Source organism: Fructobacillus papyrifericola (assembly GCF_018437235.1).
Classification (GTDB): Bacteria; Bacillota; Bacilli; order Lactobacillales; family Lactobacillaceae; genus Fructobacillus; species Fructobacillus papyrifericola.
Map to the genome: position 1 here is coordinate 79,342 of NZ_JAAMFJ010000001.1, position 20,842 is coordinate 100,183.

Sequence of the window (20,842 nt, forward strand, 5' to 3'; positions counted from 1 at the left end):
TCCATGCAAGATTTAGCAAGCGTCCTCAAAGACTTTCAAAAACGTTACCCCAAGCTGGGCAACGACCAGGCGGCCAAGGCCTTTGAAGCCATTCAGGCCGACTCGGATATTCAGGCTTTCTTTGCAAAAAACCAAGCCATTTTGAAAAAAGACGCCCTCGTTGTGGCTGTTACCGACCTCTTCGAGTTCGTTCGTGAAAAGAAGCGGGAAGAGGCGGGAAAACCGGCCCTCTATCCAGGTTACCGACCAACCCTGGTGGTTGAAAAGGGCTACCCGCACGTGGCCTATGAACCAACCGAAGAAACGAAAAAGACGCTTCGTCAGGCGGCCTTGCTCCGCTCCATTGCCGTACCAAAGGCCGTGGCCAAGGCCGACTTGAATCAAATCGTGCAAGAGGTGGCCAATGATGAAGGCCGGGCACCGGCTGTGGCCGCTGTTGTGGCGACTTTTTCGGGGCTGGTTAGTCAAAAGGAAAAGGGGCAGGATGCCGAATTTATTCCTGGCGTTTATCTGTCCGGTGACTTTGGCGTGGGCAAGACCTACTTGATGGGGGCCTTGGCTAACGCCTTGGCCTACAATGGCATCGGGGTTATGATGGTTCACTGGTCGACCATGATTGAACGCTTGAAGGGCTCCTTTGGGGCCAATGGCGACCAGTCCCTTTTGGCCTTGATTGACGATGCCAAGAAGGCACCGGTTTTGATTTTGGATGACTTGGGTGCCGATACGCTGTCTTCCTGGTCCCGTGATTCGGTCTTGGCCGTTATCCTGGAGTACCGGATGCAGCACGAATTAACGACTTGCTTTACGTCTAACTTTGACCTGCAGTCGCTAGAGAAGTATTTGGCCCAGACCAAGGATGGCTTGGAGCCCGGTAAGGCTGCCCGTTTGATGCAGCGCGTCTTGTTCCTATCAAAGCCGGTTGCCATGGCCGGTGAAAACCGTCGGTTAAAGCGGTAATCTTTTAAGCAATTTGCAAAGAAGGTCCTTTCATGAAAGCAAGCTGGAAAAAAATTCTCTTTCTACTGGCGGTAGCACTGCTCTGCTTTCTTTTTGGTCGCCTAAACAGCGGCCTCTACCAGCAACCGGTTGGTGAGGTGACGGCCGTTCACAACCATCCGGCCGAAAGCGAAACGGACGAGCACGGTAACCAGGACAGCACGGTCCAGCAAGAATTAACAATTCGGCTGCTAAACCGTTCCAATCGGGTAATCAAAGTCGACAACACCTACACGGCTTCACAGGCCGAAAGTGACCGCTACCGAGTCCATGACCAGTTGCTCTTGAAGAAGCTTTCGGGGGACTACCAGGTCGACATGCCGAAGCGGGATGCCGTCCTCTTTGCCCTTACTGGCTTGTTGGTTGCTGGCCTTTTCTTGGCCATGAAGTCCCGGAAGTTTTCCTTTTTGATGCTTTCGGTGCTGGTCAACGCTCTGCTCTTCTTGGCCGTGATTCTCTGGGATTCCTCGGCCCGGTCCTTGCCGGTTTTGCCCGTCTTTTCTCTGTTGGCCATTGTCCTCTCGGCCTTGGCCCTCTACTTTGTCTTGGGATGGGGCGTTCAGGCCATGATTACCTGGGTCGCCACTTGTGTGGCGACTTTGCTCGCGCTATTAGCCATGGCCTTGGTGATTGCTCTAACCGGGGCCAAGGGTGTTCACTTTGAAACGATGGCTTACGTGACCCAGGTGCCACAGCCCATCTTCTATGCCCAGGCCGTGATTGGCGTGCTTGGGGCCGTCATGGATGAGTCGGGCGACATCGTTGCCGGCCTCTTTGGCCTTCACCGGGAAAAGTCCGACCGTCCCTTCTCCGATTACTTTCAGGGCGGGCTGTCGATTGGCCGTGAAATTTTAGGGACCTTAACCAACGTTTTGTTCATGATTTTCATTGCCGAAACGATTCCGATGGTTGTCTTGATGCTTCGAAACGGCAATAACTGGAGTTATATTCTCGATCAAACGATGAATCTAGGGATTCTGCAAACGGTTGTTTCGGCCCTTGGTATTGTTTGGTCGGTGCCGGTGACCGCCTTTTTGACGGCCAAGGTCTTGACTAAGAAGAGAGGGGGCGTCGAATCATGAACGCCATTTTCTTGTTAATTATCCTGCTCTTACTGTCCCTCTTTGCCGTTGCTGGTAAGCAGGGCTTGCTGACCTTCTTTGGCCTTTTTTTAAACTGCCTCTTGATCTTTTTGCTCATTACCCTGGTTAACTGGGGCTTTGCCCCCTTGGTGGTCTTGCCCATCATGGCCATCTTGATTTTGTCGGTGGCCATCTACCTTTCGGCCGGACGGCAACGGGTATTGTCCATCACTTGGCAGACCTCGGTTTTGGTTCTCTTCCTGATCTTGTTGTTGGCCTATTTAGCCGAGCATTTCGGTCACCTTCAGGGTTATACGCTGGAGAATTCTGATGAACTGGAAGGATTGTCGCTTGCGGTGGGAATCGACTTTTCAAACCTGGCCATCATTGTGATGGTCATTTCGGCGCTGGGGGCCATTGCCGAAGCCGCCATGGCCGTGACCGCCGACCTCTTTGAAGTCGTCGAACGAACGCCGGCCATTACTGAAGAAAACCTGGCAAAGCAGGGGCGGGTGATTGGTTCACAGATTCTGGGAACCGCCATCAACACCCTTTTCTTTGGGATGCTCGGGGCCAACATTCCCTTGCTCGTCTGGTTCTTCCGCCTGCATTATTCGCTTGCGGAATTTCTAAACGGCAAGCTGCTGATTTTTGAAATCATCACCATGCTCTTGGGGATGATTGGGATTCTTTGTGCCATCACTTTGGCCATCTTCATGGTCGAGCGGGCCTTTAAAAAAGAAGGAAGGAACATTTTAAATGAATCAGACCTTTAATTTAATTGAAGAAATCACGCGCAACGACGGGACGGTCTACTATGAATTGGGTAATGTCACCGAGAACTCGCGGGCTGAATACGCCGCCAATCACGGCCTGATCAAGGAAGTGCGGATCTTGAAAATGAACGTGCCTCGTTCCTCTTACTTGCTCAACGTGGAGGAATACCTGAACAAGACCTACGAGCAATTGCCCATTGAAACGGATCACTTCGAGGAATGGGTCAAGCCAGAAGAAATTCAAAAGGCCATGCAGCAGGTCCTCTTGGATAATAAGCTCGGTTAATTCGCGGATCGCTGACTTTTCGCTCTTTTCACAGTTGAAAAAGTCGGGCTTTTTCTTTATAATCATAAGCGTTGTTTAACGCTTTTTTGGTGGTATAGCCAAGCGGTAAGGCATGGGTCTGCAACACCCTGATCACCGGTTCGATTCCGGTTACCACCTTTTCGGCCATTTTCTAGGATTCCTGGAAGATGGCCTTTTTTGTTTGTAAAAAGCCTCGGCTTGGATAGCCGAGGCTTTCATTGAATTAGGGGATTAATGGGCCATCGTCAGCACTAAGGTCACCGTTGCAATTAAGATGGTGATGTTCCAGTCCCATTGTTGTCGGTTATTCCGTTCGATTCGGGCGATTAAGCCTTCGTTCAATGAATGGAAGTGGCGGTCCATGTTCATTTCAAAGTTGTGTAACTTTGTCGTATGATCATCAAATTTCTGATTAATTTTTTTGAGTCGATTATCAATGTTGTCCAGACGGTTAATAACTTGGCAAAACTGAAATTCTACTTCATCAAATGTACTTTCCGTGAGGCGATTAGCTCTAGGTTTGTCGGAATTTTTTTGCTTTTCATTCATCTCTTCACCGCCTTTCAAACAAATTCTACGAAATTTTTCGATTCTTCGCTTCTCTTTGATTAGCATAACGAAAAAGGCAGCTGACTGCTGCTACTATTCCAAAGTAGCTTAAAGGGAGAAGGAACGCGACTTTGTTACATTTAAATGTGTTTATTTGAACAATATAATTATATAAATATCAAATTAAGTCAATTCATACTGATAAAAGGGATTATCATCAAAATAATTATTGAGCATATTTGTAACAAAAAGTCTTGTTTATTTGATAAATATGTTATACTAAAGTCAATTATTCAAGCGAATAATGGAATAGGAGATACAATTCATGGGAATGCGTGTTGATAATTATGTCCATCCGGAAGAAAAGAAGGTTGTTGACGAAAAACGAATCAAGATGCTGAAGCTCTTTTCTAAGGTTGCCACAGCAACTTGTATCTTGATGTACGTTTCGTACATCCCCCAAATTATCGCCAACTTCTCCGGAAACCCAGTGAACCCGGTTCAACCAGCGGTTGCAATGATTAACGCAACCCTTTGGACGGGTTATGGTTGGTTGAAGACCTACAAGGATTGGCCAATCATCATCTCAAACGTGCCTGGTATTTTCTTCGGGTTACTGACCATCGTGACGATTTACATTCACTAAAATTTAAAAAGTTTGATAGTTTTAAGGCAGTGCGCGATGTACTGCCTTTTTTGCTGCTGTTAAGGGGCTGCTCGCCACGTTCCAATTCCTTCTTGTCGGTGGTAAAATAATGCTTATTGAAAGAGGGGAGGATTGGTCAATGGCGATTGCCTTATCAGACAAAGTGTCGGTTCTAAGCGGCGTTGGGCCGAAGCGCGAAGAGGCCTTGCAGGGCCTTGGGATCTTCACCATTGACGACCTCCTTTCTTATTATCCGTACCGTTATGACGATTTGGGCGAACGACTGCCGTCCGAGACGTTAGACGGTGAAAAAGTCACTTTTAAGGGTGTGATTTCCACACCGGCCGTTGTCCGCCGCTTTGGCAAGCGGTCGCAAACGGTTCTGGGCTTGCTGGTCGATCGCGAAAACGTCCGGGTGACTTTTTTCAACCAACCCTGGATCGCTAAAAACCTGGAAGTCGGCCAGGAAGTGGCCATTTACGGCACCTATAACGCAGCGAAGGCGGCCTTGACGGCCATTAAACTGGTGCCGGCTTCCATCGATGGGCTGGCCCCCATTTATCCGGTTTCCAAGGCTATTAAGGCCAAGACCATCGCTGAGCTGGTCGAGCAGGCCTGGGGCCAGTTGCGCGGGCAGTTGCCCAATTTGGTGCCAGACGAGCTCCGTGAAAAATACCGCCTCCTAGACAAAAACCAGCAGGTCGAATATTCCCACTTTCCGACTGACAAAGTCGAATCGAAGGCCGGCCGTCGTTCGGCCGCCTTTGAAGAATTCTTTCTCTTCCAGATGCGCTTGCAGTTGGTTAAGCAGGCCGACCAGTCCTTCTTAGGCGAAGCGCTGCAGTATGACAAGGCCAGGGTGGCTGACTTTGTTAAGGCCTTACCCTTTGAATTGACGAGTGCGCAAAAGCGGGTGGTCGATGAGATTTTGGCCGACCAAGCCGCCCCCCAGCACATGAACCGCCTCCTACAAGGAGACGTTGGTTCCGGAAAAACCGTCGTGGCTGCAATTGCCATGTATGCGGCCGTCACCGCCGGGGCCCAGGGGGCCATTATGGCACCGACGGAAATCCTGGCCCAGCAGCATGCTAAGGGCCTGGCCAAGCTCTTTGATTCGGCCGGCATCCACTTGCGCGTCGAGCTCTTGACCTCCGGGTTGAAGGCGGCCCAGCGCCGGCAGATCCTAGAGGATTTGGAGGCAGGCGATATCGATATTGTGGTCGGAACCCATGCCCTTGTCCAGGATGGGGTCTACTTCCACCACCTCGGGCTGGCCGTTATTGACGAGCAGCACCGCTTTGGGGTGAAACAGCGGGCCAAGTTGCGCGAGGGTGGGGTCAATCCCGACATTCTGGCGATGACGGCGACACCGATTCCGCGAACCCTGGCCATTACGGCCTACGGGGAAATGGAAGTCTCGGTGATTGATGAATTGCCAGCCGGTCGAAAGCCAATCATTACCAGGCAGCTATCCAACCGCCAGTATGACCAGGCCATGGCCCTGCTTAAAAGTGAGTTGGCCAAGGGGGCGCAGGCCTACGTAGTCACCCCCTTGATTGAAGAGTCGGAAAGTCTGGACGTGCAAAACGTCACGGCCGTCTATCAGGAACTGCAGGAGGCCCTGCCAAATTACACCGTTGGCCTCTTACACGGTCGCTTACCTAAAGAAGACAAGGATATCTTGATGGCCGGCTTTTCCGACAATCAAATCCAAGTCCTGGTTTCAACGACCGTGGTCGAAGTTGGGGTGGATGTGCCCAACGCCTCGGTTATGTTAATATTAGATGCTGACCGTTTTGGGCTGGCACAGCTGCATCAGCTGCGTGGCCGTGTCGGTCGTGGCGACCGGCAGTCCTACACCATCCTCTTAGCCGATCCAAAGACTGACTATGGAAAGGAACGGCTGGCGGCCCTAGTTGAGACCACCGACGGCTTTGAATTGGCCCAACGGGACTTGGAACTGCGTGGCCCTGGTGATATCTTGGGAACCAAGCAGTCGGGAATGCCGGATTTCAAAGTCGGTGACCCGGTTAAGGACTTGACCATGCTGACGATTGCTCAAGAAGAGGCCCTGAAGCTGGTCCGTTCCGAGCACTGGGATGAAAAGCCTGAAAACGCGGCCCTGGTGGCCCATTTGTCGGAGACCATGGCGGCCTTTCGACATTTTGATTAATAAAAAACTGAAAGTTCAAGGAGAATGACTGTGATTAAGATTGCGATTGATGCGATGGGTGGCGACTTTGCCCCAGATGAAATTGTAAAGGGTGTTGAAGAGGCCCGTGACCGTTATGAAGGGCTGGAATTCCTGCTCTTTGGAACCGAAGAAAAGGTTAAGCCACTGATCCAAAACATGGACCGGTTGACTTTGGTACCAACTACCGAAGAAATCGAAATGGGCGAAGAACCCGTCAAGGCCATGAAGGAAAAGCCAAACTCATCCATGGTCCAAGCCGCAACGGCCGTTAAAAACGGCGAAGCCGATGCCTTCTTTTCTGCCGGAAACACCGGGGCCATTCTGGCTTCTGCCATCTTTATCGTTGGCCGGATTCGGGGTGTTGAACGCCCGGCTTTGGCAACGGCTTTCCCTAGCTTTGGTGGCAAAAACGACGAGTTCGTCTTCATGGACCTCGGTGCCAACGCCGAAAACAAGCCTTCCCACCTTTACCAGTACGGTATTTTGGGTAGCTTCTATGCTGAAAACATCATGGGGATCTCAAATCCCCGCGTTCGTCTCTTGAACAACGGGGGCGAAGAAGACAAGGGGGATGAGGTCCACAAGGCGGTACACCAGTTGATGAAGGACACGGATGCCTTCAACTTCCTTGGTAACGTGGAAGCCCGTGAAATCATGGAAGGCACGGCCGACGTGGTCGTTGCCGATGGCTTTTCCGGAAACGCAACGCTGAAGGCCATTGAAGGAACGGCGCTGACCATGTTAGATCAGCTGAAGCAGTCAATTAAGGCGGCCGGCTTGCGCGGCCTTTTGGGTGCCCTGCTCCTAAAGCCTGCCTTCAAGTCCCTGAAGCACAAGCTGGACTTCCAGGAAAACGGTGGGGCCGTTGTGCTTGGTGTCAAGGCCCCAGTTGTTAAAACCCACGGTTCAGCAAAGGCCAAGGCGGTTGCGAATTCAATGGGTCAGATTGAACGCATGGTTCAAGAAAACCTGGTTGGTAAGACGGCCGACTTTATTAAAGAAAACGCCGAAAAGATGAAGGTAAAAAAGAACGCAAAATAAATTTCGCAAGAGGTGGATTTTGTGGTAGTATTAGTTCGATTTGATTTAGCTTGAGGAGAGAACAATGGCCTTATCGAAAGAGCAGATTTATGCGAAACTCGAAGACGAAGTGGCAAAACGCTTCAACGTCTCTAAGGACAAAATTCAGGGGGATAAGGACTTCGTCAAGGAAATTGGGGCCGACTCAATCGACGTTGTCGAACTCGTTGTTGAAGTCGAAGACGAATTCGACTTGGAAATTCCAGACGAGGATCTCGACGAATTGACGACTTTGAACAAGGTCACGGACTACATTTATGAACGCCAGGGTAAGTAATCTTTTTAGCCGGCGACCAAAAAAGGTCCAGGTAAAGAAGTCAGCTAGCTGGCAGAAGAAAATTGGGACGCCTGAGCAGGTCGCTTTACAAGAGCGGGTTGAAAGGGTGTCCCTTTCTTCCTTTGGACAGCCCTTTCTGCACCAGGCTGTCTTTAACAGCCGCCTGCAAACAACCGGTGGCCGTTACCATCTGTCCGACCATCACTTGGACTTTAATCCCAAGATGGCCGACCGGGCCGACTTTGACGCCATTATCAAGCACGAACTCTGCCACTACCACTTACACTTAGCAGGACGCGGCTACCAGCATGCTAATCGAGATTTCAAAGTCTTGCTAAAACAGGTTGGGGGCAGCCGCTATGCGCCGGACGTTGGGGCCAGACGGAGCCTGTCAAAAAAGTACCACTACCTTTGCGAAAACGGGCACGCCTTTGACCGGGTTCGGCCCGTTGATACGAAACGCTACCGCTGTGGGCGTTGCCGTGGGCGGTTGTTTCTACAAGCAAAGGATTGAGAGAAGAAGAGAGAAGAACGATGTCATATACTGGACTGAAGATACTCTGGGCTTTTTTAAACCTATTGATTTACCCGGCCCTCTTTGTTTGGGCCTTCCACATGGACCTGAGCATTTTACTCACGATTGTGGCCGTGTCGATTTTTTTCATTCTATCGAACGCCTGCTTCCTGTGGATTATCTATTTGCAGTACAAAAAAGAGGGGATTGCCCAAGAAGTTGAGGATTAAGTCCCCTTTTCTGGCTGGTTTCAATCGCTCGTCCATTTGCGGACGGGCCTTTTTTTTGCTATGATAAATGGCGAATTAAGCGCTTACAAAAGAGGTTTTAGCAATGGGCGAAGAAAAGAAAAACGCCACAATTTACGATGTCGCTGCTGCAGTTGGCGTTTCCTTAGCGACGGTTTCCCGCGTGGTAAACGGCTCTGAAAACGTTCGCCCAGCCACCCGTGACAAAGTCCTTTCGGCCATCAAGGAATTGGGCTACCGGCCAAACGCCGTGGCCCGTGGCCTGGCTTCTAAGAAGACGACCACGGTGGGCGTGGTCATGCCAGACATGACCAACCTCTTTTACTCCGAGTTGACCCGGGGCATTGATGACGTGGCCAACATGTACCAATACGACGTCTTGCTGACCAACACCGATGACGACCCCAAGCGGGCCTTAACGGCCGTGCGGAACCTGGCGGATAAGCAAATCGACGGTCTGCTCTTCATGGGTAGCCAGCTATCAGACGAAGTCTTAGCGGCCATTCAGGCGACCGATGTGCCTGTTGTCCTGGCAGGTTCGGTCAACCACGGCCGGGTGTTGCCTTCCGTAAACATTGATTACAAGAAGGCCTTTGCTGAAGTCACCGACAACTTCTTGCAGGCCGGAAAGAAAAGACTGGCCCTGGTGCTTGGCTCAGATGACCGAGCCATCGACCAGGATTACCGCCGTGCCGGCTATGAAAAGGCCTTGGCGGAAGGGGGAATTGCCCTGGACGAGGGGCTGATCTTTGCAGGCGCGAGAAGCTACCAAGACGGGCAGAACCTGGCAGAAGCGATTGAAAAAGCCGGTGCCGAAGCCGTCATTGCCTATGACGACGAAGTCGCCCTGGGTGTCTTGAACGGCTTGCAGGACATGGGTAAGAAGGTGCCGGACGAGATTGAAATTGTCTCGGCCAACAACACGACTTTTACCATGGTGGCCCGGCCGGAAATTTCATCGATTGATCAGCCAAAGTATGACATTGGCGCCGTTGCCATGCGCCTGTTGACGAAGTTGATGGACAAGGAAAGCCTGGACGAAGAACAGGTCGTCTTGCCCTACACAATGGTCAAGCGGCAATCAACCAAATAAAAAGGAGCGAACTTGGATTCGCTCCTTTTTATTTAGAATGATGGTAAAGTAGTTGCCTTTTTGCCGGCCCTCTTTTAAACTATCTAGAGGAAACTATTCGGGAGGGAAGTACCTTGAAAAATATTCGATCATTATCCCCATTTTCGTTGATGCTCTTGCTGACATCGTTTACCATGTCAATTTCGCAGTCGACGATGACGACGGCTTACCCCATTTTGATGAAGCAGTTTGGCATTGATGCCGCTGCCGTGCAGTGGGTGACGTCCGGCTTCATGGTAGCAATGACTTTGGTGATGCCGGTTTCACCGTGGCTCTTAGATAACCTGCACATGAAGAAGTTGCTGAACCTGATTATTGCCGTCTTCTTAGTTGGAACGGGGATTGCCATGGTCACGCCAAACTTTCTTGGTGTCGTCGTCGGCCGCCTGCTGGAAGGGGTGGCCGTTGGGGCGCTCTTTCCAACCTACCAGGCCGTCATTATGGAAAACACGCCGGAAGAAAAGCGCGGGGTGGCCATGGGGGCCGTTGGCCTCGTCATGTCTTCGGCCTTGGCTGTGGGACCAATTGTCTCCGGTATTGTTTTGCAGTTTGGAACTTGGCGAGTACTCTTCGCCTTCTTCTTCATCGTCTTGCTGGTCTTAAGCATCTTTATGCAAAGCCAGATTGAAAACACCCACCCAATGAACAAGCGGGACTTTGACTCCCTCTCCTCCTTCTTGCTGATTGGCTTTGCCGGTATTTTGTACACGGTTTCGATCTTGCCAGCAAAGGGCTGGTCCTGGACTTTGGCGGTGACTTTGCTTGTGTCAATCGCCCTGTTGGTCTTCTTTGTTGTCCGTCAGCTCCGTCAGGACAATCCCTTTTTGGACTTGCGCGTCTTTGAACACCGGGGCTACTTGCCAGCCATGCTGTTGACGGGAATGTCCTACTCTGGCTTAATCACCGCCACGGTCATCATGCCCCTGTACTTCCAAAAAGTCTTTGGCCTAGCACCGCTTTGGTCGGGCTTGCTGATGATTCCAGCAGCAACCTTCCTTTCTTACTTGAACCCCAAGTCCGGCCGTTTGCTTGGCCAAATTGGCCTGCGCCCCTTGGTCTTGATTGGCTCAACCATGATGGTAGCTGGCTACTTGATGCTGGCGGTCTTTGGTACCAAAGTCATCATCTTAGCCATTGCCGGGGCCATGCTCTTGGAGGGTGGTAACGCCTTTATCATGATGCCGGCCGTGACGGCTGCCTCAAACGCCTTGCCAAAGCACTTGATTTCGCACGGAACAGCCATTATCACGACCATGCGTCAGCTGATCGGGGCCCTTTCCATTTTGGTTGCGGGAATCTTGATTGGTTTCTTCCACCAGAATCATGGCTACGGTCTTTCCTTGAATTTGACGGCCGCCTGGTTTATCTTGATTCCGCTTTCTGGCTATCTTTTGGCCAGCCGCATCAAGGTTCAAAAATAAGAATTGGAAAAGTCGGTCATTGACCGACTTTTTTACTAGCTTTTGTTTTTTTAATCACGTAAAATAGGTGGGATAATAAAATTTAGGTGCACAGCATGCAAGGCAACTGGAGGCTATTTTGGCAAAGAAACCTTTTTTGATTGGGATAACTGGTGGTTCGGGTTCAGGGAAGACCACTGTTTCGAAGGCTTTGATTACCCGTCTTTCGGATAACAATCCGATTTTGCTCCAACAAGACGTCTACTATAAGGATCAGTCCGAAAAGCCAATGGAAGAACGGATGAAGACAAACTACGATCATCCTGACTCCATCGAAACGGACCGTTTTGTCGCTGATTTGGAGAAGTTGATCCAAAAGCAAGCGGTTGACACGCCGGTTTACGATTATGCGGAACATACGCGTTCGAACAAGACCACACACGTGGAACCGGGCGATGTGATTATTGTTGACGGAGTTTTGCTCTTCAACGATGCCCGTGTTCGTGACCTGATGGATTTGAAAGTCTATGTTGATACCGATGACGACATTCGTTTTATCCGTCGTCTCCAACGGGATACGCACGAACGTGGTCGGACGGTCGAGGGCGTGATTGAACAATACACGGCAACGGTTAAGCCCATGCATAACCAATTCGTTGAACCAACCAAGCGCTACGCCGACATCATCGTGCCCGAGGGTGGCGGAAATTACGTAGCCATCGACATGCTGATGAACCAGGCCATCGCCATGGTGAAAAAAGAAGATTAATTGACTGCTTGAAAAGGAGGCAAACCGTTAGGTTTGGCTCTTTTTTTCTTGTTCTTTTGCCTTGAAAGTCTCTTTCAGAGTGCTAAGATGAGGGTGTAGTGAAAAGGAGGTTCATGATATGGCAACAGAACGTGATGGATTAAAAGAAAACCGTGAATCATTTGAAAAAGCGGCCGAAAAAAAGTTCCAAAACAAGGTTTCCGAAACACATGAACACCACAGTGATGCGGTGGATCACGCAAAGCACAAGGATGCCCGTTATGACAATGAGGCTTTTGAAGCCGAGAAGAAGCATTTCGAGGGGTGAGCAAAATGGAGAAGCAACACGAATTTGAAAGGGCCAATGCCGGTCAGCTAGAAGAGCAAAAGCGTCAGCAGGAACGCGCTGAAAAGCAATCCGAATTCACGCTTTCGTCCCACGAAGCCCGCGAGAAAAAGGCTGAAAATAAAAAGTAAAAAAGAAAAGTCGAACAGCTTTGATCCTGTTCGACTTTTTTGATGGTTTTAATCAGTGACGCCTGGTACCTTCGATGACGTCACGCATGGTGTCAACAACGGCCTGGGTTGCCTTGGGCAACTTGGAGCCGGTTAAGGTGAAGAGAGTGTCGACGATGGTCAGCTGAGCAATCAGAGAAGACATGGATTCCGAACGGTAGTTCACCTCTTCAGCCAGTGAGAGCAGCACGATGTCGGCCATTTGGGCCAACGGTGAGTCCGCAAAGGAGGTAATGGCGATGAAGGGGACCCGGTGTTCCTTTAACTTCTGTGCCAAAAAGAGCGTGTCGTCGTTTCGACCGGAGTGGGAGATGACGACGGCCGTGTCCTGAGGCGTTAGTTTGACCGCCTGCATGAGCTGAATGTCATAGTCCGGATGGGAAATGACGTCGATTGGTGTTCGTAAGAACTTATGGTAGGCGTTAAAGGCGACAATTGAGGAGCCACCGATTCCAAAGAAGCCGACCCGCTTTGCAGAAATCAACCAGGAAAGGGCCTTTTCCAGTGTTTCCGTACGCAGGGCGTCCTGGGTCATTGTCAGGGCGTTTTGCGCGCCGGAAAAGACTTTTTGCGTGATGGCCTTCGTGTTATCGTCATCGAGGATTTCGCCAAAGAGGTCCAAGGCCGGCTTGTTTTGCTGGTAGCTGGCCAGGGCAACGGAAAAGTCGCGGTAGGAGGAGAAACCGATTTTTTTGACAAAACGGGAGATGGACGCCGCTGAGACCTTGGTTTTTTCCGCCATTGATTGAATGGTGTCCGAGGCAGCCTGGTCAATGCTTGTCGTGATGTAATCAACCAACTTTTGTTCGGTTTGGTTATAGGTGTTGGGCTCTTTGCCAAGCTGGGCAAAGATGACCCGGGCTGTACTTTCTTTCATCTTCTTATCCTTTATCTTTGTTCACTATACCGGAGATGAAAGTTATTTTCAATTTATGGTTGTGTTCTGAAAAAGATTTTCATATAATAGGACATGTAGTAAAAAGATGAAATATTAAAAAGAGGTAATACACATGAAGTTTGCCATGATTGGTCTTGGAAAGATGGGTCTTAACTTGGTTAAGAACGCCGTTGACAATGGCCACGAAGTTGTTGCATTTGACTTGAACAAGGACTTTGTCGCTGAAGCCGATGCTTACTCAGACAAGGTTGAAGGCGTGAACTCATTGGATGACATGCTTTCAAAGTTGCCATCACCAAAGGTTGTTTGGGTCATGGTTCCAGCCGGAAAGCCAACCAACTCAACGATCGACACGTTGATCGAAAGGATGGAAAAGGGCGACATCATCATCGATGGTGGAAACTCAAACTACAAGGACAACCTTGAACAAAACAAGCGCACGACTGCTGCTGGTATCAACTTGTTCGATGCTGGTACGTCTGGTGGAATGTCAGGTGCCCGTAACGGTGGTAACTTCATGATCGGTGGCGACAACGAAGCCGCATGGAAGGAAATCGAACCATTGTTTGCATCAATCGCCCAAAAGGACGGTTACTTGTACACGGGTCGTCTTGGATCAGGTCACTACTTGAAGATGGTCCACAACGGTATCGAATACGGTATGATGCAAGCCATCGCCGAAGGTTTCGAAGTTTTGGAAGCCTCACAATTCGATTACGACTACGAAGCTGTTGCCAAGCTTTGGAACAATGGTTCCGTTGTTCGCTCATGGTTGATGGAATTGATCGAAGAACAATTCGCTAAGGACCCTAAGTTGTCAAAGATTTCAGGCGTTATGCACTCATCTGGTGAAGGTAAGTGGACCGTTGAAGAATCACTTGACTTGGAAGTTCCAGCACCAGTTATCTACTTGTCACTTGCCATGCGTTACCGTTCATTGCAAGAAGACACGTTTACTGGAAAGGTTGTTTCTGCATTGCGTAACGGCTTCGGTGGCCACGCAATGGACTCAGCTAAGTAAGCTTTAAGTGCCATTTAAAAAGCTCCCACCGCGGGGGCTTTTTGTTTGCTAGGTAAAGTAAGCGGTAACATTACTGTAATTTTCTTAGCATTTTGTATTGTATTTACCAAAAATGGAGACGTGACATGGACTACATGATTGGAATCGACCTGGGGACGACGTCCACCAAGGCCGTCTTGTTCGATGACCAAAACCAAGTCGTTGCTCAGGCTAACTACGGTTACCCCCTTTACCGGGAAACGACCGACATGGCCGAAGAGGACTTGGATGAAATTTTCGTGGCCTTCACGAATGCCTTGGGCGCCGTTGTGCGAAAGGCAGAACTGGGGAAGGGAAACGCCATTAAAGCGGTTTCCTTCTCGTCGGCCATGCACTCGCTGATTGCCTTTGATAAGGACTGGCACCCATTGACTCGGGTGATTACCTGGGCGGACACCCGGGCCGTTAATTACACGGAAGAATTGAAGTCAACTGGTTTGGGGATGGAAATCTACCAAAAGACCGGAACGCCAATTCACCCAATGGCACCGTTGTCAAAGTTGCTCTGGTTAAAGAACGATCGACCAGAAATCTACAAGAACGCAGCCCACTACTTGGGAATTAAGGAATACCTCTTCCACCGCTTGTTTGGTTCAAACAAGATGGACATTTCCATTGCTTCTGGAACGGGCCTTTTCAACATCTTTGACCTGGACTGGGATAAGCAGGCCTTGGAAGTCACTGGTGTGAAAAAGGAACAGCTGCCTGAAACGGTTTCACCATATGAATATGAAACCGGCATGAACAAGGAATTGGCTGCTGTTTTGGGCCTTCCAGAAGACGTGCCATTCGTTTATGGTGCCGGTGACGGCCCATTGTCAAACCTTGGTGTCGACGCCGTTCAACCGGGTGTTGCCGCCATTACCATTGGAACTTCCGGTGCCATCCGTGTCGTTTCCGACAAGCCGGTCATCGATCCAAAGGGCCGGACTTTTACCTACGCCTTGGACAAGGACCACTGGGTTGTTGGTGGACCAGTCAACAACGGAGGGGATGTCTTCCGTTGGGCAAAGGACAACCTGTTCGATGCTGAAAAGTCTACGGCCGCCTTGCTTGGTCAAGATGCCTACGATTTGATGACTGAAATCGCTTCGAAGATTCCAGCCGGATCCGATGGACTCCTCTTCCACCCTTACTTGGGTGGGGAACGTGCCCCAATTTGGGACGCCAACGCCCGCGGTTCCTTCTTCGGTTTGAACCACTCGCACACCCGGGCCAACATGCTCCGTGCCGTTTTGGAAGGAATTACCTTTAACGTCTACATGGTTTCCTTGGCCTTAGAAGAAGTCGTTGGTTCATTGAAGTCCATCCAGGCAACGGGTGGCTTTGCCCGTTCACCACTCTGGCGTCAAATGTTTGCCGACATCTTCGAACAGCCAGTAACGGTGCCACAAGCCTTTGAATCCGGTGCCTTGGCTGCCGTTGTGGTGGCTCAAAAGGCCCTGGGTCAAATCGACGACCTGTACGAAATTTCAAAGTACATTGGGAAGTCCAACACTTACCAACCAGAACCTGAAAACTTTGAGGCTTACCGTGAGTTAGCCCCAATCTTTATCCGTTTGTCACGTCAGTTGCAAACGGAATACGACAACATCGCCGACTTCCAGCGTAAGCATGCGCGGCCGGCTGACAAAAAGTAAGGAGTAGGGGGAACCCTAACAAATACGATGGAATTTATCATGTTAATCCTGTCCATTTTGCTTTTGTTGCTTTTAATCACCAAATTCAAATTGAACACATTCGTTTCCTTGGTCATTACGGCTGTTGTACTGGCTCTTCTTTTGGGCATGAACCCCTCTAAGATTCCAGACGCCGTCTTGGGTAACCAGGGAATGGGAAACATTCTTGGTTCAAACGCGGTTATCTTCATCTTTGGTGGGATGATTGGTCGTTTGGTTGCCGATGCCGGTGGTTCATACCGCATCGCCAAGACGCTGATTGCCTGGTTTGGCCTGAAGCGTTTGCAATGGGCGGTTTTGCTCGCGTCCTTCATCATTGGAATCTCCATGATTTTCGGTGTTGGAATGGTCTTGCTGATCCCAATCGTCTTCGCGGTTGCCATTGAAGCCGGTGTGCCATTGCTCTACTTAGGTGTGTCAATGACCGCTGCGCTTTCATCTGCCCAGGGCTTCTTGCCACCACAACCAGCCCCAACGGCGGTTGCTTCACAGCTGAACGCCAACATTGGCTTGATGTTGATCGTTGGTCTCTTCGTTTCCGTGATTACGGCCATTGTTGCCGGACCGGTCTTTACGAAGTTGGCCCAGAAGTACGCACCGGATGCCTTCCAATTTAAGGAACACATCGAAGCCGTTGGTGACGTGAAGGAATACGACTTGGACAAGACGCCTTCCTTTGGTCTTTCGGTTTTGACTTCGGTCTTCCCCTTGGTCTTCATGATTATCGCAACCATCTACAAGCTGGTTGTGACCGGTGGTAAGACGCCAAAGAACCCGGACATGGTTTACCAGGTAATCGACTTTTTCGCCAATCCAGCGATTGCGATGACGATCTCCCTTGTCTTGGCCATCTTTACCATGGGTCTCATGCAAAAGCGTGACATGAAGACGGTTGGTGCTTCCTTGAACGAAGGAATGAACGCCGTTTCCGGTATCTTGTTGATTGTTGGTGGGGGTGGGGCACTTCGTGGTGTTCTGGTTACTTCCGGAATGTCTGCTAAGATTGCCGACCTCTTCTCTTCTTCTGGTTCGATGTCACCAGTCGCCATTGTGCTTTTTGCCTGGGCGGTTGCTTCATTGCTCCGAATCGCCGTTGGTTCTGCCACGGTTGCTGGTATCACGGCCGTTGGTGTTGTGAACGGCATCTTGGCTGCTAACCCACACGGTGATCTCCTGCTTGTCTTGGTTGCCCTGGCAATCGGAGCCGGTTCATTGATTGCTTCTCACGTTAACGATGCTGGATTCTGGATTTTCAAAGAATTCTTCGACTTGACGGTTAAGCAGACTTTCCAAATTTGGACGGTCTTGGAAACGGTGATTTCCTTGACTGGTTTGGCCATTATCTTGATTTTAACGGCGGTCTTAGTATAAGATCCAAAGCCACCGGGAAAACCGGTGGCTTTTTTGCTTGAATAAAAAACGTTTTGCAATTTTTTTTCAGTCTGGTAAAATAGTGACCATCGGATGTCCACATAGGAGTGGTCACTTTGAAAATGAGATGAAAGGTTATTATGAAATCTAAAAAAATTGGTTTATTGCAGCTGGTTCTTCTGGGTCTTGGTTCCTTAATCGGATCTGGTTGGCTTTTTGGATCTTGGGAGGCCACCCGTGTGGCGGGGCCAGCGGCGATTATTTCTTGGATCGTCGGTGCGGTTGTCATTGGTGTGATTGCTTATACCTATGTTGAATTGGGAACGATGTTTCCACAGTCTGGGGGAATGTCGAAGTTTGCCCAGTATACACACGGTTCCTTGCTCGGCTTCATTGCCTCATGGGCCAACTGGGTGTCTTTGATCACCTTGATCCCAATTGAAGCGGTGGCGGCTGTTCAATACATGGCTACTTGGCCATGGTCTTGGGCAAACTGGACCCACCACTTCTTGGAAAACAATCAGATCACCACACCTGGTTTGTTGGTGGTCTTTGGCTTCATCATTATCTTTACCCTCTTGAACTATTGGTCGGTTTCACTTTTGACTAAGTTTACGTCATTCATTTCCTTCTTTAAGTTGGGTGTGCCGTTGTTGACGATCATTATGTTGACGATTGCTTCTTTCCACCCATCAAACTATGGATCGAACATGCATGACTTTATGCCTTACGGTACGGCGCCAATCTTTGCGGCCACGACCGTTTCTGGTATTATCTTCTCCTTCAATGCCTTCCAAACCATCATTAACTTTGGTTCGGAAGTGAAGAACCCGACCAAGGATATTTCACGTGGTATCGTGATTTCCTTGAGTATTGCGGCGATCCTGTACATCTTGATTCAGTCGACTTTCATTACGGCAATCGAACCGTCTGAAATTGCCAAGTACGGCTGGCACGGCATTGACTTCCAGTCACCATTCGCTGATTTGGCCATCTTGGTTGGTTTGAACTGGTTGTCCATCCTGCTTTATACGGATGCCTTCATTTCGCCATTCGGAACCGGTGTTTCCTTTGCGGCTTCAACGGGACGTGTTTTGGCGGCCATGGCTTCCGATAAGCACATTCCGCAATTCATTGGAAAGATTAACGAAAAGTACGGGATTCCTCGTATGGCCATGGTGACCGATGCGGTCTTGTCCATGATTATGGTTTCGCTCTTCCGTTCATGGGGAACCTTGGCGGCCGTGATTTCAACGGCAACCCTGATTGCCTACCTGACTGGACCTGTGACAGTGATGTCACTGCGTGAAATGGCACCGGAATTCACCCGACCATTCAAGTCGAAGTCAATGAAGTGGATGGCACCTTTGGCCTTTGTTTTGGCTTCGTTGGCCACTTACTGGGCAATGTGGCCAACGACCATTGAAGTGATTATGATCATTATCTTGGGTCTGCCGTTCTACTTCTTCTACGAGTGGCGCCAAGGCTTTGCCTGGTCACGTCTGAAGAAGCAGCTCCAAGGTTCCTCTTGGTTGCTCTTCTACTTGATTGCCCTGTCAATCGAATCCTACATCGGGTCAACGGAATTCAACGGAATTGGTTGGATTCACTACCCATGGGACTTCTTGATGGTGGTCATCGTGGCTTTGGCCTTCTACGCTTGGGGTAAGGGTTCACACCTGATTACCAAGTACTTTAAGCGGGCTAAAAAAGTCAACGACACCGTTGATTTTGAAGAACCCGCCGAAGAAGCTGAATAAGTTGTTCAAGTCCGACCGAAAAGGTCGGATTTTTTTGTTGGAAAAAGCGGGCGGAATGGGCTGTTCTAATTGACAAGGTGGGTTGCTGCTGGTAGAGTAGAGGCTAGTTTGATTAAAAGAGTATGAGGCGAAAAATGACTGAAAAAACGCGTGGCAATTGGTTCGGAAAGGCTGATCCAACGGCCTTTGAACAATCGGATCAGCACTTGCAAAAGACCCTAGGTGTGAAGGAAATGCTGGCACTTGGTGTCGGAACCATTGTTGGGGCCGCCATCTTTACCCTGCCAGGAATTGTGGCCGCCACCCACGCCGGGGCCGCCGTGACGATTTCCTTTATTTTAGCGGCCGTGGTTTCAGGCCTAACGGCCTTTGCCTACGCCGAGTTTGCTTCGGTGTTGCCCTTTGCCGGTTCGGCCTATTCATGGGCATCGGTTGTCTTTGGTAAAGTCTTTGGCTGGATCGCTGGATGGGCGCTTTTGGCCGAATACTTCATCGCCGTTGCCTTTGTGGCTTCTGGCTGGTCGGCCAACATGAAGCTTTTCCTTTCCTCCTTTGGTTGGGAGCTGCCATCGGCCCTGGCCAATCCCTTTTCTGCTGGAAAGGGTGGGGTGGTTGACCTCTTCGCCCTCTTGGCCGTTTTGATTGTGGCCACGCTTTTGTACCGCGGAACCCAGAACACGGCCAAAGTGGAAAACACCCTGGTTGTCTTGAAGGTTGGCGTGATCGTCCTCTTCATCATCGTCGGGGCAACGGCCATCCACCCAAGTAACTACGCCCACTTTGTGCCGGCCCACGTACCGGGGACGGACTTTGGCGGCTGGCAGGGGATTGCGGCCGGTGCTTCACAGATTTTCTTAGCCTACATTGGCTTTGATTCCATCGCGGCCAATTCGGCCGAGGCCAAGGATCCGCAAAAGACCATGCCCCGTGGAATCATTGGTTCCTTAATCATTGCCACCGCACTCTTCGTGACGGTTTCCCTTGTTTTGGTCGGCATGTTCCACTATAGCAAGTATGCTAACAACGCTGCACCCGCTGCCTGGGCCCTGTTGGCCTCTGGTCACACGCTGACTTCCCACATTCTGTCGGTCGTCGCTTTGGCTGGAATGTTTACCGGCTTGATTGGGATGATGTTGGCTGGTTCGCGTCTGCTCTACGCCTTTGGTCGCGATGGCCTTCTGCCATCCTTCCTTGGCCGGGTATCGGACAAGGGACAGCCCAACAACGCCTTGATTGCCCTGTCAGTCATTGCCATTCTGGTTGGTTCCGTCTTCTCCTTTACGGAGTTGGCCGGGCTGATTTCGGCTGGAACCCTGATTGCCTTTATCATGGTTTCCCTTGGCGTCTATGCCTTGCGGAAGCGCGAGGGCGTTGACTTGCCCGTTCCATCCTTTAAGATGCCGCTCTACCCGGTTTTGCCAGCCTTGGCAGCCCTGGGTGCGGCCTACATCTTCTACACGCTGGACGCGCAAGCACAAGCTTATTCGGTCGGCTGGTTTGTCCTCGGCTTGATTGTCTACGCCCTCTATGGTGCTAAAAATTCAAAGTAATTTATAAAAGTCGCCCAATTGGATTTGGGCGACTTTTTTCTTTACTAAGCCGTCTG

Annotated in this window: 22 protein-coding genes and 1 tRNA gene; 21 read left to right on the top strand and 2 right to left on the bottom strand. The window is 50.2% G+C overall.

The genetic code is table 11. From position 1 onward, the window contains the following. Positions 1–3: 3 nt before the first annotated feature. The 5 genes from dnaI to G6R28_RS00420 all read left to right on the top strand — a co-directional run bounded on the left by dnaI (position 4) and on the right by G6R28_RS00420 (position 3,302). A complete protein-coding gene (gene dnaI, locus G6R28_RS00400; RefSeq protein ID WP_213792274.1) occupies positions 4–960 on the top strand; it encodes a primosomal protein DnaI in 957 nt (318 codons plus the stop codon). A gap of 32 nt (positions 961–992) precedes the next feature. Next, positions 993–2,081 (top strand): YibE/F family protein, encoded by a 1,089-nt coding sequence (locus tag G6R28_RS00405; RefSeq protein WP_213792275.1) that lies wholly within the window; start codon positions 993–995, stop codon positions 2,079–2,081. Then, positions 2,078–2,857 (top strand): YibE/F family protein, encoded by a 780-nt coding sequence (locus tag G6R28_RS00410; RefSeq protein ID WP_213792276.1) that lies wholly within the window; start codon positions 2,078–2,080, stop codon positions 2,855–2,857. The genes G6R28_RS00405 and G6R28_RS00410 overlap by 4 nt, the downstream gene beginning before the upstream one ends. Continuing rightward, on the top strand, positions 2,841–3,143 hold the full coding sequence (locus G6R28_RS00415) for a hypothetical protein (RefSeq protein WP_213792277.1): 303 nt from the start codon (positions 2,841–2,843) through the stop codon (positions 3,141–3,143). The genes G6R28_RS00410 and G6R28_RS00415 overlap by 17 nt, the downstream gene beginning before the upstream one ends. Before the next feature lie 88 nt (positions 3,144–3,231). Further along, positions 3,232–3,302: transfer RNA gene (locus G6R28_RS00420), tRNA-Cys, on the top strand. 93 nt (positions 3,303–3,395) lie between these two features. On the opposite strand, the gene G6R28_RS00425 is transcribed toward G6R28_RS00420, so the two are convergent. After that, on the bottom strand, positions 3,396–3,533 hold the full coding sequence (locus tag G6R28_RS00425; RefSeq protein ID WP_213792278.1) for a hypothetical protein: 138 nt from the start codon (positions 3,531–3,533) through the stop codon (positions 3,396–3,398). A gap of 511 nt (positions 3,534–4,044) precedes the next feature. On the opposite strand from G6R28_RS00425, the gene G6R28_RS00430 reads away from it, so the two are divergent. The 11 genes from G6R28_RS00430 to G6R28_RS00480 all read left to right on the top strand — a co-directional run bounded on the left by G6R28_RS00430 (position 4,045) and on the right by G6R28_RS00480 (position 12,429). After that, entirely contained in the window at positions 4,045–4,359 is a 315-nt protein-coding gene (locus tag G6R28_RS00430; protein WP_213792830.1) for a SemiSWEET family transporter, read from the top strand. A gap of 109 nt (positions 4,360–4,468) precedes the next feature. Continuing rightward, on the top strand, positions 4,469–6,532 hold the full coding sequence (recG, locus tag G6R28_RS00435; RefSeq protein ID WP_338017250.1) for an ATP-dependent DNA helicase RecG: 2,064 nt from the start codon (positions 4,469–4,471) through the stop codon (positions 6,530–6,532). A 33-nt stretch (positions 6,533–6,565) separates the two neighbouring features. Beyond that, positions 6,566–7,594 (top strand): phosphate acyltransferase PlsX, encoded by a 1,029-nt coding sequence (plsX, locus tag G6R28_RS00440; RefSeq protein ID WP_213792832.1) that lies wholly within the window; start codon positions 6,566–6,568, stop codon positions 7,592–7,594. Between the two features lie 64 nt (positions 7,595–7,658). Beyond that, a complete protein-coding gene (gene acpP / locus G6R28_RS00445; protein WP_213792279.1) occupies positions 7,659–7,910 on the top strand; it encodes an acyl carrier protein in 252 nt (83 codons plus the stop codon). Next, the gene (locus tag G6R28_RS00450) at positions 7,891–8,424 is read left to right on the top strand and encodes a SprT family protein (RefSeq protein WP_213792280.1); all 534 of its coding nucleotides are present in this window, start codon (positions 7,891–7,893) and stop codon (positions 8,422–8,424) included. The genes acpP and G6R28_RS00450 overlap by 20 nt, the downstream gene beginning before the upstream one ends. 20 nt (positions 8,425–8,444) lie before the next feature. Then, on the top strand, positions 8,445–8,654 hold the full coding sequence (locus tag G6R28_RS00455; RefSeq protein WP_213792281.1) for a hypothetical protein: 210 nt from the start codon (positions 8,445–8,447) through the stop codon (positions 8,652–8,654). 103 nt (positions 8,655–8,757) lie between these two features. Then, positions 8,758–9,765, top strand: a complete 1,008-nt coding sequence (locus G6R28_RS00460; RefSeq protein WP_213792282.1) for a substrate-binding domain-containing protein — start codon at positions 8,758–8,760, stop codon at positions 9,763–9,765. Positions 9,766–9,914: 149 nt separating this feature from the next. Next, on the top strand, positions 9,915–11,225 hold the full coding sequence (locus tag G6R28_RS00465) for an MFS transporter (RefSeq protein ID WP_213792833.1): 1,311 nt from the start codon (positions 9,915–9,917) through the stop codon (positions 11,223–11,225). A 118-nt stretch (positions 11,226–11,343) separates the two neighbouring features. Beyond that, entirely contained in the window at positions 11,344–11,973 is a 630-nt protein-coding gene (gene udk / locus G6R28_RS00470; protein ID WP_213792283.1) for a uridine kinase, read from the top strand. A gap of 118 nt (positions 11,974–12,091) precedes the next feature. Continuing rightward, positions 12,092–12,280, top strand: coding sequence for a hypothetical protein (locus G6R28_RS00475; protein WP_213792284.1), 189 nt, complete (start codon positions 12,092–12,094; stop codon positions 12,278–12,280). A 5-nt stretch (positions 12,281–12,285) separates the two neighbouring features. Then, a complete protein-coding gene (locus G6R28_RS00480) occupies positions 12,286–12,429 on the top strand; it encodes a hypothetical protein (protein ID WP_213792285.1) in 144 nt (47 codons plus the stop codon). Between the two features lie 52 nt (positions 12,430–12,481). Here G6R28_RS00480 and G6R28_RS00485 read toward each other — a convergent pair whose 3' ends face one another. Next, entirely contained in the window at positions 12,482–13,345 is an 864-nt protein-coding gene (locus tag G6R28_RS00485) for a MurR/RpiR family transcriptional regulator (protein ID WP_213792286.1), read from the bottom strand. A gap of 133 nt (positions 13,346–13,478) precedes the next feature. On the opposite strand from G6R28_RS00485, the gene gnd reads away from it, so the two are divergent. The 5 genes from gnd (at position 13,479) to G6R28_RS00510 (ending at position 20,786) form a co-directional block, all read left to right on the top strand. Beyond that, positions 13,479–14,387, top strand: a complete 909-nt coding sequence (gene gnd / locus G6R28_RS00490) for a phosphogluconate dehydrogenase (NAD(+)-dependent, decarboxylating) (protein ID WP_213792287.1) — start codon at positions 13,479–13,481, stop codon at positions 14,385–14,387. Positions 14,388–14,512: 125 nt separating this feature from the next. Next, positions 14,513–16,066, top strand: coding sequence for a gluconokinase (gene gntK, locus G6R28_RS00495; protein ID WP_213792288.1), 1,554 nt, complete (start codon positions 14,513–14,515; stop codon positions 16,064–16,066). Positions 16,067–16,093: 27 nt separating this feature from the next. Further along, positions 16,094–17,476: a gluconate:H+ symporter gene (locus G6R28_RS00500; protein ID WP_213792289.1), complete on the top strand. Its 1,383-nt coding sequence runs from the start codon at positions 16,094–16,096 to the stop codon at positions 17,474–17,476. 140 nt (positions 17,477–17,616) lie between these two features. Then, positions 17,617–19,236, top strand: coding sequence for an APC family permease (locus G6R28_RS00505; RefSeq protein ID WP_213792290.1), 1,620 nt, complete (start codon positions 17,617–17,619; stop codon positions 19,234–19,236). 134 nt (positions 19,237–19,370) lie between these two features. After that, positions 19,371–20,786 (top strand): APC family permease, encoded by a 1,416-nt coding sequence (locus G6R28_RS00510; protein ID WP_213792291.1) that lies wholly within the window; start codon positions 19,371–19,373, stop codon positions 20,784–20,786. The last annotated feature ends 56 nt before the right edge of the window (positions 20,787–20,842 follow it).

What these genes read in the sequence shown, in the direction of transcription:
- dnaI (WP_213792274.1), top strand. Translation starts at nt 4, where the DNA reads ATGCAAGATTTAGCAAGCGTCCTCAAAGACTTTCAAAAACGTTACCCC.
- G6R28_RS00405 (WP_213792275.1), top strand. Translation starts at nt 993, where the DNA reads ATGAAAGCAAGCTGGAAAAAAATTCTCTTTCTACTGGCGGTAGCACTG.
- G6R28_RS00410 (WP_213792276.1), top strand. Translation starts at nt 2,078, where the DNA reads ATGAACGCCATTTTCTTGTTAATTATCCTGCTCTTACTGTCCCTCTTT.
- G6R28_RS00415 (WP_213792277.1), top strand. Translation starts at nt 2,841, where the DNA reads ATGAATCAGACCTTTAATTTAATTGAAGAAATCACGCGCAACGACGGG.
- G6R28_RS00425 (WP_213792278.1), bottom strand. Translation starts at nt 3,533, where the DNA reads ATGAACATGGACCGCCACTTCCATTCATTGAACGAAGGCTTAATCGCC.
- G6R28_RS00430 (WP_213792830.1), top strand. Translation starts at nt 4,045, where the DNA reads ATGCGTGTTGATAATTATGTCCATCCGGAAGAAAAGAAGGTTGTTGAC.
- recG (WP_338017250.1), top strand. Translation starts at nt 4,469, where the DNA reads ATGCTTATTGAAAGAGGGGAGGATTGGTCAATGGCGATTGCCTTATCA.
- acpP (WP_213792279.1), top strand. Translation starts at nt 7,659, where the DNA reads ATGGCCTTATCGAAAGAGCAGATTTATGCGAAACTCGAAGACGAAGTG.
- G6R28_RS00450 (WP_213792280.1), top strand. Translation starts at nt 7,891, where the DNA reads ATGAACGCCAGGGTAAGTAATCTTTTTAGCCGGCGACCAAAAAAGGTC.
- G6R28_RS00455 (WP_213792281.1), top strand. Translation starts at nt 8,445, where the DNA reads ATGTCATATACTGGACTGAAGATACTCTGGGCTTTTTTAAACCTATTG.
- G6R28_RS00460 (WP_213792282.1), top strand. Translation starts at nt 8,758, where the DNA reads ATGGGCGAAGAAAAGAAAAACGCCACAATTTACGATGTCGCTGCTGCA.
- G6R28_RS00465 (WP_213792833.1), top strand. Translation starts at nt 9,915, where the DNA reads ATGCTCTTGCTGACATCGTTTACCATGTCAATTTCGCAGTCGACGATG.
- G6R28_RS00475 (WP_213792284.1), top strand. Translation starts at nt 12,092, where the DNA reads ATGGCAACAGAACGTGATGGATTAAAAGAAAACCGTGAATCATTTGAA.
- G6R28_RS00480 (WP_213792285.1), top strand. Translation starts at nt 12,286, where the DNA reads ATGGAGAAGCAACACGAATTTGAAAGGGCCAATGCCGGTCAGCTAGAA.
- G6R28_RS00485 (WP_213792286.1), bottom strand. Translation starts at nt 13,345, where the DNA reads ATGAAAGAAAGTACAGCCCGGGTCATCTTTGCCCAGCTTGGCAAAGAG.
- gnd (WP_213792287.1), top strand. Translation starts at nt 13,479, where the DNA reads ATGAAGTTTGCCATGATTGGTCTTGGAAAGATGGGTCTTAACTTGGTT.
- gntK (WP_213792288.1), top strand. Translation starts at nt 14,513, where the DNA reads ATGGACTACATGATTGGAATCGACCTGGGGACGACGTCCACCAAGGCC.
- G6R28_RS00500 (WP_213792289.1), top strand. Translation starts at nt 16,094, where the DNA reads ATGGAATTTATCATGTTAATCCTGTCCATTTTGCTTTTGTTGCTTTTA.
- G6R28_RS00505 (WP_213792290.1), top strand. Translation starts at nt 17,617, where the DNA reads ATGAAATCTAAAAAAATTGGTTTATTGCAGCTGGTTCTTCTGGGTCTT.
- G6R28_RS00510 (WP_213792291.1), top strand. Translation starts at nt 19,371, where the DNA reads ATGACTGAAAAAACGCGTGGCAATTGGTTCGGAAAGGCTGATCCAACG.